The 12,241-nt window shown below is 65.9% G+C and carries 12 protein-coding genes; 8 read left to right on the forward strand and 4 right to left on the reverse strand.

Going from position 1 to position 12,241, the window contains the following annotated elements; genetic code table 11:
• Window positions 1–201: 201 nt before the first annotated feature.
• The gene (locus tag ACKLNI_RS08295) at window positions 202–993 is read right to left on the reverse strand and encodes a 2-keto-4-pentenoate hydratase (RefSeq protein WP_413718596.1); all 792 of its coding nucleotides are present in this window, start codon (window positions 991–993) and stop codon (window positions 202–204) included.
• Window positions 994–1,120: 127 nt separating this feature from the next.
• On the opposite strand from ACKLNI_RS08295, the gene ACKLNI_RS08300 reads away from it, so the two are divergent.
• From ACKLNI_RS08300 to ACKLNI_RS08310, 3 genes are all read left to right on the forward strand, one after another.
• A complete protein-coding gene (locus ACKLNI_RS08300) occupies window positions 1,121–2,353 on the forward strand; it encodes a urate hydroxylase PuuD (RefSeq protein WP_413718597.1) in 1,233 nt (410 codons plus the stop codon).
• A gap of 85 nt (window positions 2,354–2,438) precedes the next feature.
• Window positions 2,439–3,614 (forward strand): CaiB/BaiF CoA transferase family protein, encoded by a 1,176-nt coding sequence (locus tag ACKLNI_RS08305; RefSeq protein WP_413718598.1) that lies wholly within the window; start codon window positions 2,439–2,441, stop codon window positions 3,612–3,614.
• A complete protein-coding gene (locus ACKLNI_RS08310; protein ID WP_413718599.1) occupies window positions 3,611–4,375 on the forward strand; it encodes a citryl-CoA lyase in 765 nt (254 codons plus the stop codon). Before ACKLNI_RS08305 ends, ACKLNI_RS08310 begins: the two co-directional genes overlap by 4 nt.
• Window positions 4,376–4,377: 2 nt before the next feature.
• On the opposite strand, the gene ACKLNI_RS08315 is transcribed toward ACKLNI_RS08310, so the two are convergent.
• The 3 genes from ACKLNI_RS08315 to ACKLNI_RS08325 are packed head-to-tail and all read right to left on the reverse strand — an operon-like array spanning window position 4,378 to window position 7,426.
• Window positions 4,378–5,409, reverse strand: a complete 1,032-nt coding sequence (locus ACKLNI_RS08315) for an ABC transporter substrate-binding protein (RefSeq protein WP_413718600.1) — start codon at window positions 5,407–5,409, stop codon at window positions 4,378–4,380.
• The gene (locus ACKLNI_RS08320) at window positions 5,379–6,761 is read right to left on the reverse strand and encodes a sensor histidine kinase N-terminal domain-containing protein (protein WP_413718601.1); all 1,383 of its coding nucleotides are present in this window, start codon (window positions 6,759–6,761) and stop codon (window positions 5,379–5,381) included. Before ACKLNI_RS08320 ends, ACKLNI_RS08315 begins: the two co-directional genes overlap by 31 nt.
• On the reverse strand, window positions 6,758–7,426 hold the full coding sequence (locus ACKLNI_RS08325) for a response regulator transcription factor (protein WP_413718602.1): 669 nt from the start codon (window positions 7,424–7,426) through the stop codon (window positions 6,758–6,760). Before ACKLNI_RS08325 ends, ACKLNI_RS08320 begins: the two co-directional genes overlap by 4 nt.
• Window positions 7,427–7,523: 97 nt before the next feature.
• On the opposite strand from ACKLNI_RS08325, the gene ACKLNI_RS08330 reads away from it, so the two are divergent.
• From ACKLNI_RS08330 to ACKLNI_RS08350, 5 genes are all read left to right on the forward strand, one after another.
• Complete coding sequence (locus ACKLNI_RS08330) at window positions 7,524–8,477, forward strand: Bug family tripartite tricarboxylate transporter substrate binding protein (protein WP_413718603.1); 954 nt, start codon at window positions 7,524–7,526, stop codon at window positions 8,475–8,477.
• Window positions 8,477–8,917, forward strand: coding sequence for a tripartite tricarboxylate transporter TctB family protein (locus ACKLNI_RS08335; RefSeq protein ID WP_413718604.1), 441 nt, complete (start codon window positions 8,477–8,479; stop codon window positions 8,915–8,917). Before ACKLNI_RS08330 ends, ACKLNI_RS08335 begins: the two co-directional genes overlap by 1 nt.
• A gap of 11 nt (window positions 8,918–8,928) precedes the next feature.
• Window positions 8,929–10,434 (forward strand): tripartite tricarboxylate transporter permease, encoded by a 1,506-nt coding sequence (locus ACKLNI_RS08340; RefSeq protein WP_413718605.1) that lies wholly within the window; start codon window positions 8,929–8,931, stop codon window positions 10,432–10,434.
• Window positions 10,435–10,516: 82 nt separating this feature from the next.
• A complete protein-coding gene (locus tag ACKLNI_RS08345) occupies window positions 10,517–11,866 on the forward strand; it encodes an acyclic terpene utilization AtuA family protein (protein WP_413718606.1) in 1,350 nt (449 codons plus the stop codon).
• On the forward strand, window positions 11,859–12,161 hold the full coding sequence (locus ACKLNI_RS08350; protein ID WP_413718607.1) for a DUF4387 family protein: 303 nt from the start codon (window positions 11,859–11,861) through the stop codon (window positions 12,159–12,161). The genes ACKLNI_RS08345 and ACKLNI_RS08350 overlap by 8 nt, the downstream gene beginning before the upstream one ends.
• The last annotated feature ends 80 nt before the right edge of the window (window positions 12,162–12,241 follow it).

Consider the following 12,241-nt stretch of genomic DNA (forward strand, 5'->3'; position numbering starts at 1 on the left):
ACACCTACCAGGAGATCTACTCCGTCGCCCGCGAGATCGACGCCGCAACCCTGCCCGAAAACGTCGAGCCCCGCCGCTGGTGGAAAGGCTGACAAAACACCGCTAACATCACACCCGGCCCCGCTGAAAAGCGGGGCCGGACGCACCTGTCTTCCGATCCCTTGCCAGCACCATGGAGTTGTCACGCCCCGCGCGCGACGGTCATGCGAATGTCAACGTAAGGGGCTCGCCCGCACCGTAATCCGTGGTCAGCACGTCGCCCTCGGCGACGGCGACCGGCACGAGGCAGGTTCCGGTCGAGATGAGCTGGCCTTCGGTCAGGCTCATGCGATGTTCCGAGCATTCGTTCACCAGCCAGAGAAGCGCCTCCCAGGGATCTCCGAGGACGTTGGCGCCGATACCGTGGAAGCTGCCCTTGCCCGCAATGCGGGCGGTCACCTCCCAGGCCCTGAGGTCGCGTCCCTTCCAGTCCGCGGGATCGAAAGGCGCGCCGAAGAGAAAGGCATGGCCGCAGGAGTTGTCGGCGATCAGCGCCGCTGCGCCCACGGCGCAGAAGTCGGCGAAGCGGGACGCCGGGATTTCGACCGCCGGATGGAGCGACGCCACGGCGTCCTGCACCTCATCCAGCGCATAGCCGCCGTCGCGGGGGGCAAGATCGCGTCCGAGGCGGAAAGCGAATTCCAGCTCGGCCACGCGCATGTTGTTGCCCTCCAGCGGTACGCTCTGACCGTTCCGAAGGAGGCGCTCGCCGAAGATGCGTCCGGCCAGAGGGCCATCCACGTTGATGTGGCGCTGCCCCGCCTTCGATGTCGCGGCGATCTTCCAGCCCCCGACGCCGCCAGCGGCATGCTGTTCCAGGTGCGCCTGGATCGCATAGCCCTCGCCCCGCGTGGCCGGGCGCAGCCCGTCGGGCAGGTGGTCGATCTGCCGGCCGGTTTTCCACGCCTCGTGCAGTAGCGCGGCGGCCTGGGCTGCGGCAGTGTCGGTCAGCATCATGTCCTTCCCGGTCGGAAAATGTCGCGGCCACTCTAACGTCTTCGGCGTCCGGAACGAAAGCGCCCCTTGCCATTCCGCCCCGGGTGTCTTCACATGACGCGAAAAAGAAAACGAGGGAAGTCCCATGTACGATCTTGCCGTGCTCTGGTCCTGGGCCGAGTTCGCCGTGCGCTGGCTGCATGTCATCACCGCCATCGCCTGGATCGGATCGTCCTTCTATTTCATCGCACTGGACCTTGGCCTGAACCGCAACATTGCCGGCCCTGCCGATGGCGAGGAATGGCAGGTCCATGGCGGCGGTTTCTACCACATCCAGAAATACATGGTGGCGCCCGAGGCAATGCCCGAGCACCTGACATGGTTCAAATGGGAGAGCTACTGGACCTGGATGTCGGGCGCGGCGCTTCTGGCCATCGTCTACTGGGTGGGGGGCGAGTTGTACCTGCTCGATCCGTCCAAGGCCGATCTGGCGCTTTGGCAGGGCATCCTGATCTCGGCGGCAAGCCTGACCATCGGCTGGCTGATCTATGATTTCCTGTGCAAGTCTCCGCTCGGCGAGAAGCCGACGGTCCTGATGCTGCTTCTCTTCGCGCTGCTGGTGGCGATGAGCTGGGGGTATCACCAGATCTTCACGGGCCGCGCCGCGCTTTTGCACCTGGGCGCCTTCACCGCGACGATCATGACGGCGAATGTCTTCGTCATCATCATGCCGAACCAGCGGATCGTGGTGGCGGACCTGAAAGCGGGCCGGACGCCCGATCCGAAATACGGCAAGATCGCCAAGCTGCGGTCGACCCACAACAATTACCTGACGCTTCCGGTCATCTTCCTGATGCTGTCGAACCATTATCCCCTGGCCTTCGGCACGGCCCATGCCTGGGTGATCGCGCCGCTGGTCTTCCTGATGGGGGTCACGATCCGCCACTGGTTCAACACGCACCACGCGCGCGCGGGCAACCCGCACTGGACCTGGGCGGTGACGGTGGTGATCTTCCTCCTGATCGCGTGGCTCTCGACCGGCGGGCCGGTGACGGACAGCTACGAGGATGCCGAGGCCCGGGTGCTGACGCCCGCCGAGGCGCGGTTCACCGAAGTCACCGAATGGCAGGACGCCGAGGCCATCGTCCTTGGCAACTGCTCGATGTGCCATGCGCGCGAACCGGTCTGGGACGGCATTCTCTGGGCACCGAAAGGCGTGCACCTCGAGACCGCGTCGGACATCGTGCGGCACGCGGAACAAATCTACCTTCAGGCCGGGCTCAGCCACGCCATGCCGCCGCCCTCGGCCTCGTTTCTGGAGCCGTCCGACCGTGCCACGCTGGTCGCCTGGTACCGCGCCGGGCGCGAGGCCGAATGACCTTTCTTCCTGGCGAAAATCCGGCGGGGAGCGCGAGGGGCAGCGCCCCTCGCACCGGTCGGCGCGCCGAAGGCGCGGCGAAACCATGAAACCGCTCGCCGGTATCCGCATCCTCGATCTGACCAACGTGCTGGCCGGCCCTTTCGCCTGCCACCAGCTCGCCCATCTGGGCGCCGAGGTCATCAAGGTCGAGGTGCCGGGGACCGGGGATCTCGCGCGGCAGCTGGGACAGGACGAGAGCCTCTCGGCACGGAACATGGGCGTCTCCTTCCTGGCACCCAACCCCGGCAAGAAATCGGTGACGCTGAACCTCAAGCATCCCGAGGGCAAGGCGGTGTTCCTGCGCCTCTTGGCCACGGCGGATGTGCTGGTCGAAAACTTCCGGCCCGGCGTCATGACCCGGCTGGGACTCGGCCACGAGACCTTGCGTGCGGAGCACCCGCGCCTGATCTACTGCGCGATCTCGGGCTTCGGGCAGGATGACGCCCTCGCCCACCGCCCTGCTTACGACCAGATCGTGCAGGGCATGGCAGGTGCAATGGCGATCACAGGCACGCCCGAGGCTTCGCCGCTGCGCGCCGGCTGGCCGGTGGCCGACACCGTGGGCGGGCTGACGGCGGCCATGGCGATTTCGGCCGCCCTGAACGCGCCGGACCGCGGCGCCTTCATCGACATCTCGATGCGCGATGCCCTGATGGCGACCATGGGATGGGCGGTCTCGAACTGGCTGGTGGCGGGCGTCGAGGCAGTGCCTGCGGGCAACGAGAACCTGACCTCCGCGCCATCGGCCGCCTACCGCTGCGCCGACGGCCTGTTGAACATCGCCGCCAACAAGCAGGAACAATGGGAGGCGCTGGCTGCCCATCTGGGGCTCGATGCGCTGGTATCCGACCCCCGGTTCGTCACGAGGGCCGACCGCAAGGCGAACCGCGTGCAGTTGAATGCCGCGATCGAGGCTGTGCTGCTGGACCGGCCCTCGGCCGTCTGGGAAGAGGAGCTGAACGCCATCGGCGTTCCGGCGGGCCGCATCCTGACGCTGCCGCAAGCGCTGGACCAGGCGCGCGCGGCCGGCCAGATCGCTTCTTACGACATCGGCGGTCGCAGCGCGGAGGTGTTCCGTACAGGCATGCGCTTCGACGGCGCGGCCCTCGCCGTCGAGGACGGGCCGCCGGAACTGGGCGCGCAGACCGATACGGTCCTGTCGGCGCTGGGACTGAGCAAAGACGAAATCGCCGGACTGAGAGAGAAAGGCGCGATATGAGCGACGTCGCCGACTGGTGGTCGACCGCGATCATCGACATGGAGCCCGGCCGGATCGATATCCGGGGCCGTCCGATACAGGAACTGATCGGATCGGTGACTTTTCCGCAGATGATCTGGCTGATGCTGAGGGGCGATCTGCCCTCCGGGGGCCAGGCGCGGCTTCTGGAGGCGGCGCTGGTCGCGGGTGTGGATCACGGGCCGCAGGCTCCGTCGATCGCGACCGCGCGGATGGCCGTGACCTGTGGCGCGGCGCTGAACCAGGCGATGGCCTCGGCGGTGAACCTCCTCGACGATGTCCACGGCGGCGCGGGCGAACAGGCGGTGGAGCTGTACCACCGCATCGACGCCAGCGGAGACATTCCGGGTGAGGTTGCGCGCTGGCGCACCGAGCGCGGCAAATACGTGCCCGGTTTCGGGCATCGGTTTCACACGCCGACCGACCCGCGCGCGCCGCGCCTTATGGCGCTTGTGCGGGACGCAGCCAAGGCAGGCGAGGTCTCCGGGCGGTTCGCCACGATCGCCGAAGGGATCGAGGCGCATCTGGCCGGCATCGCGGGCAAGCCGGTGCCGATGAACATTGACGGCGCCACCGCGGTGATCTTCGCCGAACTGGGGTTCGCGGCCCCCCTCGCCCGCGGACTTTTCTGCCTGTCGCGCTCTGTCGGCATTCTCGCGCACGCCTGGGAACAGAAGCAGCAGGGTGGCCGGAACAAGGGGCCGACCCCGCCAGGGTATCGCTGGACCTACACGGGCAGCTAGTCCTATTCCTGCGTGATCGAGGCTTCCCAATTCCGGAGGAATGTCTTTCGTTTCAGGCGGTCGAGGAAGACAAGGAGACCCGGCCCCAGCCGGATCGGCCGAAGGGCGACGTTGTCGCGAAGAGCGGCGTCGTCGATGGCGGGCAGGCCCGAGGCCGCCACCACATCGGGCCGCCGGCCAAGCGTGACCAGGAAGTCGACCATCGCGGCGGCGTCGCGCACGTTCCCCGCGTCGCGGTGGATCAGCACCGTGCGCAGCGTCACATTGGCGAAATCGCTCATTTCGACGATACTGAAGCCGCCCGCCTGCTTCTGCTGGGCGGCGGCGTAACTGCCAAGCACGTTGTAAGCGACGGACAGCTCACCGGAGCGGATGTCGCGCAACATGTCTCCGGAACAGCAATAGAGACGGGCATCGAGCCGCCCCATCGCCTCGAGAAGCCGCCAGATGTTCTCCGACACCCGTGCATCCTGCGTCGCCAGCAGGTATCCGAACCCAGAGATGCGCACGTCGTAGGTTCCGACCTTGCCGCGGAAGCGCTCGGGGTTCTCGCGCAGAAGATCGATCAGGTCGTCCCGCGTCGTCGGAACCGGCTGCCCCTGGAAGGCGGCGTCCGACAGGATCAGGACGACTGGTTCCTGGGTGAAGGCGAAAAGCTGGCTGCGCCAGCGCGCCCAGTCCGGAAGCGCATCGGTCGCGGCCGAGCGATAGCCGAGGGCGAAGCCGTCGTTCGCCAGCTTGGTCTGCAGATCCATCGCCGAGGAGATCACGAGGTCGAAGACCGCGCCCTCGTCGTAGATGGCTTTCATGACGTCCGTCGTTCCTGCGATCGTGTAGTCGACCGTGATCGCAGGGTTCTCGGCCTGGAACGCTTCGACAATGGGCTCGAAGGCTTCGCGGTCGGCGGTGGAAAGGATTCGCAGAACGCTTGCGGGCGACGCCGCCTCGTAGACGATGTGTTCCTCGATCTCGAAGCTCGAGGACGGACCTGCGAAGCAGATGCTCAGGACAATGGAAAGACAAGTGAGACGCATGCGCCCTCTCCCTCCGGGTTAGACGCGATTTCCAGCCGTCCGCCGTGGGCGCGCGCGACCTCGTCCGCGATTGTCAGGCCCAGCCCCGATCCCACGATATCGGCAACGTTGCCTCCGCGCGCGAACCGGCCCTTCAGTTTCTCGGTATCCGCGCCGCCGAACCCGCGCCCCCGGTCGGTCACCGACAGCCGGATCTCGTCGCCCGCTTCAAGCGTGACATCGATCGCGCGGTCGTCCGGGGAATACTTGACGGCGTTGTCGAGGATGTTGTGGAGCGCGCTTTGAAGCAGAAGCCAGTCGCCATGGAAAGACGGTGGTTCGGGCGGTGTCGTGCACCGGATGGTGACGTCCTTCAGCGCCGCCGCGGGTTCCAGACGGGCGCAGGTTTCGACGGCGATCTCGCTGAGGTCGACCGGTTCACCCGAGAGGCTGTCGGTTCGAAAGGTGACCATCGCGTGATCGAGAAGCTGCCCTGCGGACCGCGAGCTTTCGTCGATCGCCCGGATCATTTCGCGCATGGCCTGCCGGTGCTCGGGTTTCTGCAGCTTGCGGTGCGTGACCTCGGCCTTGGCGCGCACAGTAGCCAGCGGCGTGCGGACGCGATGAGCCGCCTCGGCGATCAGGTCTTCGGAACGCAGGAGCGAGGCGCGCAGACGCGAGATGAAACTGTTCAGCGCGTCGACGAAGGGCACCAGTTCCGCAGGCGTCTCGGTTTCGAGAGGCCTGAGGTCGCCCGGTCCGCGCCGCGTGACCGACGCCGTCATCCGTTCCAGCGGCAGGAAGGCCGAGCGGGCGGCCCAGAGCGAGAGCGCCGTCGCCACGATGAAGAATCCTAGACCCGCCGCCGTCGCGATCGCGCTGATCCGCTGGGAGATTGCCGCAAGGCCCAGTCGTGTCTGCGCAACCGAAATCTGCACGTTCGACGGGGCGCCGCCGGTGCTGACCACCCGTGCGACAGTGACCATGCGCACCTCGTCGCCCCGGTATTCGAAGGTCGAGAAGCTGTTCCGCGCGATGGTCGGCTCTTCCTCGGGCGGAGGCAGATCGTCGTAGCCGGTCAGGGTCTCGCCATCGACGACCACGCGGTAGAACACGCGGTCCTCGTTGATCGTTCCCAGCATCGACAGCGCGGAATACGGCATGTCCAGCGTGATCGCGCCATCCTCGGACCGCAACGCGTCGGCAATCGAGGTCGCCGAGGCCGCGAGAATGCCGTCCTGCGTGACCTCGGCGGCCGAAGCCGCCAGAGCGCGGACGACGAAAAAGAGGACAACGGACAAGAGCGCCGCGATCGCGGCGAGTTGCAGGAACAACCTCCGCCGGATCGACCCTCTGACCCGGACCCGGCTCAAGCCTGCGCCACCAGCCGATAGCCCAGCCCGCGCACGGTTTCGATCCTCACCGCAGAGCCTTCGAGCCTTTTGCGAATGCGGCCGACGTAGACCTCGATCGCGTTCTCGTTCACCTCGTCCGAGAACGAGAATATCCGGTCCATCAGGTAGGATTTCGAGAACACCTGCCCGGGAGCGCCGAAGAAGACTTCGAGCAGCCGAAGCTCCCGGTTGCGCAGGGAATGCCGCGACTCACCGATTCGCAATTCCCCGGAGGCCGAATCAAGAACGGCGTCCGCGACCGCGATGCGGTTCGCCGCAACCCCTCCGCGCCGCCGGAGAACGGCCCTGCAGCGGGCTTCCAGCTCGGAGAAATCAAAGGGCTTGGTGATGTAGTCATCCGCTCCGAGGTCCAAAAGGCCGACCCTGTCGGAGACCTCGGAACGGGCCGTAGTGACGATCACGGGGGTCTGCTTTTCGGCCATGCGATGGGATTCCAGGAACGCGCGACCGTCGCCATCCGGAAGCATAATATCCAGCAAAATCAAATCGTAATCGGCCACAGTTATACAGGCCCGCGCCGCTTCGAGCGTGTCGGCATGATCGACCGCATGACCATCCATCTGCAGCCTCTCGACCACGGCTCCGGCCAGGCTCGCGTTATCCTCGATCAATAGAAAGCGCATCACTCTACATTCGATTTGGACGTGACAGCTTGGTGACAGGTCCATAGCGTTACTGACCATGAGCGGAGCAATCCGCCGTGTCAAACGGGAGGACATCATGACACTCAAGACGCTCGGCCTTTCGGCCGCTTTCGTGCTGACCGCTGGTGCCGTCAGCGCCGCCGAATGCATCGCGCCGGCCAACCCCGGCGGCGGATGGGACTTCACCTGCCGCCAGATCGGCAAGATCCTGTATGACATCGGCCAGGTCGATGCGCCGGTGCAGGTCACCAACATGGCGGGTGGCGGCGGCGGCCTGGCCTTCAGCCATGTCGTCAACGAGCGCGGCGATGACGCCGAGCTGATCGTCGCGGCCTCGTCCGCCACGACCACCCGCCTTGCCCAGAACGCCTTTGGCGGCATGACTGCGGATCAGGTGCGCTTCGTCGGCGCGATCGGCGCCGACCCGGGCGTGATCGTTGTGGCCGCGGACAGCCCGCTCAACTCGCTGAACGACCTTGTCGCCGCTGTTAAGGCGGGCGAGGATGTCTCGTTCGCCGGCGGCTCGGCTGCTGGCGGCTTCGACCACCTGAAGGTTCTGCAGGTCCTGAAGGCCGGCGGCATCGAAGACATCCGGGCCGTCAAGTACATCGGCGTCGACGGCGGCGCGGACGCGATCACCCAGACGGTCGGCGGCTTCACCACCGCGATGACCGGCGACATGTCGGAAATCGTGGGCTTCCTGCAGTCGGGCGAAGTGAAGGCGCTGGGCGTTCTGACCGAAGAGCGTGTGCCGGGCTTCGACGATATCCCGACCGCCATGGAACAGGGTCTGGATGTCGTCGCGGTGAACTGGCGCGGTCTGTACGTGCCGAAGAACATCTCTGACGACCAGTTCAACGCCTGGGCCGAAAAACTGGCCGCCGTCGCTGCCTCGGACGAATGGAAAGCGGCGATGGAAGCCAACGGTCTTGCGCCCTTCACCAAGGTTGGCGGCGACTTCCAGTCGTGGGTCGACAGCGTGGTGGCGCAGACGGTCGAGCTATCCAAAGAAATCGGCGTGATCCAGTAATGGCCTCCGACCGCATCTTCGGTGTGGTCGTGGTCCTTGGGGCGCTCGCGTATATCGCGGGCGCCCTGCAGACCCAGACCAGCTTCATGGCGGACCCTGTCGGCCCCAAGACCTTTCCGATCATGATCGGAGCGGTTGCCGGGCTCTGCGGTCTGTTCATGGTCTTCAAACCTGACGAAGAGCCCGAGTGGCCCGACCTCAGGGCGGCCTTCGCGCTTTTGATTTCGGTCTTGGTCCTGATCGGCTACGCCTATGCGCTGAAGCCCCTGGGTTTCATCATTCCGACGGCAATCGCCGCTGCGATCCTCAGCTACCAGATCTCGCCGCGAATTGGCTTTGCCGCTCTGACCGGACCCGGCCTGGCCGTGGGCCTGTTCGTTCTCTTCAAATTCATTCTTGGGCTGGGGCTCGTGGCCTTTCCCAAGGGATGGTTCGGCTAGGGACAGCTGACATGGAAATCCTCTCGAACCTGGCAATGGGCTTTTCTATCGCCCTGTCGCCCTATACGCTTATGCTGGCCGTGCTGGGCTGTTTCATCGGCACGATCGTGGGCGCCCTGCCCGGCCTCGGGCCGTCGAACGGCGTTGCGATCCTGATCCCGATCACCTTCACCATGGGTCTCGACGCCACCGCCGCGCTGGTGCTGCTGACGGCGGTCTACTATGGCGCGATGTATGGCGGGCGGATCAGTTCGATCCTCTTGAACATCCCGGGCGACGAGCCTGCGCTGATGACGACGCTCGACGGCTATCCGATGGCCAAGGCCGGGCGACCCGGCGAGGCGCTGGTGATCTCGGGCTTCGCGTCGTTCTGGGGCGCGCTTTTCGCGACGGTGATGCTGGCCCTCGTGGCCCCGGCGCTGAGCCGCATCGCCTATCAGTTCGGTCCGGCCGAGTACTTCGCGCTCTACCTGCTGGCCTTCTCGACCCTGGGCGGCATCGCGTCGAACAACCAGGCCAAGGCCGCCTTCGCCTCCTGCGTGGGGCTTGGCATCTCGGTCATCGGGCTGGACAACTTCAGCGGCATGCCGCGGATGACGGGCGGCAACCTCCACCTGATGGACGGGGTCGACTTCCTTGTCGCCATCGTGGGCCTCTTCGCCGTGTCGGAGGTGTTCTTCTTCATCGAGAAGCACGGCAAGGGTGGCGCGGTGGGCGTCAAGCTGAACAAGTTCAGGGTGCCGTGGGCCGAGATCTGGGACACCCGCTGGACCCAACTGCGCTCCGGCGTGGTGGGATTCATCGCCGGCGTTCTGCCGGGCGCCGGTGCTTCGCTGGGCTCGTTCCTGACCTACATGATGGAAAAAAGCATCGCAGGCGAAAAAGGCAAGTTCGGGACGGGTGTTCCCAAGGGCGTCGCCGCGCCCGAGGTGGGCAACAACGCGGCCGCGGGCGGCGCACTGGTGCCGATGCTGACGCTGGGCGTGCCCGGATCGGGCACGACGGCGGTGCTTCTGGCCGTGCTGATGACGCTGAACATCACGCCGGGACCGACGCTCTTCACCGACCGGCCCGAGGTGGTCTGGGGCCTGATCGCCTCGCTCCTGATCGCCAACTTCGTACTCCTGGCGATGAACGTGCCGATGGTGCGCGTCTTCGTGAAGATCCTCTCGGTACCGCCGGCGCTGCTGCTGCCGGGCGTGACGATGGTGTCCTTTGTCGGGATCTACTCGCTGACCGGCGGCTATTTCGACCTGCTTCTGATGATCCTCTTCGGGATCATGGGCTATGTCTTCCGCAAGATGGACATTCCCACGGTGCCGGTCATTCTCGGCATCCTCCTCGGCTCGAACATGGAGGACGCGCTGCGCCGGGCCATGGTTCTTTCGGACGGTGACGTGACCTACCTGTTCTCGTCTCCGATCGCGCTGGGGCTCTGGTTCTTCGCCATCGCGGGGTTCATCGCACCGATGTTCCTGCGTAATGTCCTGAAGAAGCCGCAGGCGATCACCGACTGATGCCTTCCTCTTGGCACAAATACTTCGGGGGGTTCGGGGGGCAGCGCCCCCCGACCTGTCGACGCCGAAGGCGGCGAAACCCATGACCCGCATCCTCGTCCCCTCCGGCGCGCTCGGCCTCGGCTGGGACCAGGCGGCGCTGGATCGCGGCATCACGAACCGTCCCGACCTGATCGCGATCGATGGCGGCTCGACCGATTCGGGGCCATCCTACCTTGGCCGCGGCGTCTCGAAATACGCGCGCTCCTCGACCAGGGCCGAATGGGCCGGGCTGATCGACGCGCGGGCGCGCGCGGGCTGCCCGCTGGTGATCGGAACGGCCGGCACCTGCGGCGCGGACAGCGCCGTGGACTGGCTGGTGGAGATCACCCGCGAGATCCTGGCCGAGCGGGGTGAGAGCGCGAAGATCGCGGTTCTGAAATCCGGCCAGTCTCCCACGCGGATCGCGGCGGCGCTGGAAACCGGCCGCATCGCACCCCTGTCTCCCGCCCCCGAGATCGATGCCGGGCTGATCGAGAGTTGCACGAATATCGTTGCGCTAGCGGGCGCAGAACAGATCAACGCGGCGCTGGAGACCGGCGCAGATATCGTCATCGCCGGGCGCACGACGGACACCGCGATCATCGCCGCACTCCCCATTGCTCGGGGCGTGGACGCGGGCGTGGCCTGGCACGCGGCCAAGATCGGGGAATGCGGCGCGCTCTGCGCGACGAACCCTCAATCTGGCGTTCTGCAGTTGGATTTCGAGACCGACAGCTGCCTGATCACGCCGCTGGCGGACGATGCGAGAGCCACGCCTCACACGGTGTCGGCGCATATGCTCTACGAGAATTCCGATCCGTTCCGGCTCTATGAGCCGGGCGGCTATCTGGACGTGACCCATGCCACTTATGTGCAGGAGGCCGAAGGCGCGGTGCGGATCGCCGGGGCGCATTGGGTCGCGGGGCCTTACACCGTCAAGCTGGAGGGCGCGCGCGTCGCCGGGTACCAGACCGTGCTGATGGCGTTGCTGCGCGACCCGCGCTACGTGGCCAATGCCGAGGCATGGGCCGAGGATATCGTCGCGAAATGCACAGCCAAAACGCTGGCGCGGACCCATGCCGTCGAGGGTGATTTCTCGATTGAGATCCGGCTGATCGGGAAAAACGCCACGCTGGGCGCGCTGGAAACCCGGACGGGCGACCCGGTGGAGATCGGTGCTCTGGGGATCGTCACGGCGAAAACCCAGGCGATAGCGTCCGAGATCGGCAAGCTGCTGAATCCTTACCTGCTGCACCACCCGCTGACGCGCGACGAGGAGCAGCCGACGTTCGCCTTTCCCTTCTCGCCCGCCGAAATCGACCGGGGCCCGATCTACGAGTTCTGCCTGAACCATGTGCTGACACTGGACGATCCGATGGCAGCGTTCACGCTGGAGGTGATCGATGCCTGAGATCGGCCAGGTCGCCGAAAAGGTCCGCTCCAAGAATGCCGGCCCGTTCTGGGTGACGATCGATATCTTCTGCGGCGGCGCCGAGGCGTTTGGCCGGATTCGCGACGGGCTGGCCACGTCCGAGGCCGCCCGCGTTCTTGGCGTACCGACGCAGGAATTGAAGCGGTTCGACATTCCCGAATTGAACGTGATCAAGCTCTCCGCGCCCCGTCCGGCCGTGCAGGGCACCGCCAAGGACCGGGACATGCATGGCGCGGGATGGGCCGCCCTGATCGCGGAACTGATGATCGACTAGCGTTCTGGCCGTCAAAAATCCGGCGGAAAGACGCATGCAAGGCACCAATACGGGTGACATTGCTGCAACGGTCAACTATA

The organism is Silicimonas lutimaris (assembly GCF_047314965.1).
Classification (GTDB): domain Bacteria; phylum Pseudomonadota; class Alphaproteobacteria; order Rhodobacterales; family Rhodobacteraceae; genus JAVJUV01.

What these genes read in the sequence shown, in the direction of transcription:
- ACKLNI_RS08335 (WP_413718604.1), top strand. Translation starts at nt 8,477, where the DNA reads ATGGCCTCCGACCGCATCTTCGGTGTGGTCGTGGTCCTTGGGGCGCTC.
- ACKLNI_RS08330 (WP_413718603.1), top strand. Translation starts at nt 7,524, where the DNA reads ATGACACTCAAGACGCTCGGCCTTTCGGCCGCTTTCGTGCTGACCGCT.
- ACKLNI_RS08350 (WP_413718607.1), top strand. Translation starts at nt 11,859, where the DNA reads ATGCCTGAGATCGGCCAGGTCGCCGAAAAGGTCCGCTCCAAGAATGCC.
- ACKLNI_RS08295 (WP_413718596.1), bottom strand. Translation starts at nt 993, where the DNA reads ATGCTGACCGACACTGCCGCAGCCCAGGCCGCCGCGCTACTGCACGAG.
- ACKLNI_RS08340 (WP_413718605.1), top strand. Translation starts at nt 8,929, where the DNA reads ATGGAAATCCTCTCGAACCTGGCAATGGGCTTTTCTATCGCCCTGTCG.
- ACKLNI_RS08315 (WP_413718600.1), bottom strand. Translation starts at nt 5,409, where the DNA reads ATGCGTCTCACTTGTCTTTCCATTGTCCTGAGCATCTGCTTCGCAGGT.
- ACKLNI_RS08310 (WP_413718599.1), top strand. Translation starts at nt 3,611, where the DNA reads ATGAGCGACGTCGCCGACTGGTGGTCGACCGCGATCATCGACATGGAG.
- ACKLNI_RS08300 (WP_413718597.1), top strand. Translation starts at nt 1,121, where the DNA reads ATGTACGATCTTGCCGTGCTCTGGTCCTGGGCCGAGTTCGCCGTGCGC.
- ACKLNI_RS08345 (WP_413718606.1), top strand. Translation starts at nt 10,517, where the DNA reads ATGACCCGCATCCTCGTCCCCTCCGGCGCGCTCGGCCTCGGCTGGGAC.
- ACKLNI_RS08325 (WP_413718602.1), bottom strand. Translation starts at nt 7,426, where the DNA reads ATGCGCTTTCTATTGATCGAGGATAACGCGAGCCTGGCCGGAGCCGTG.
- ACKLNI_RS08305 (WP_413718598.1), top strand. Translation starts at nt 2,439, where the DNA reads ATGAAACCGCTCGCCGGTATCCGCATCCTCGATCTGACCAACGTGCTG.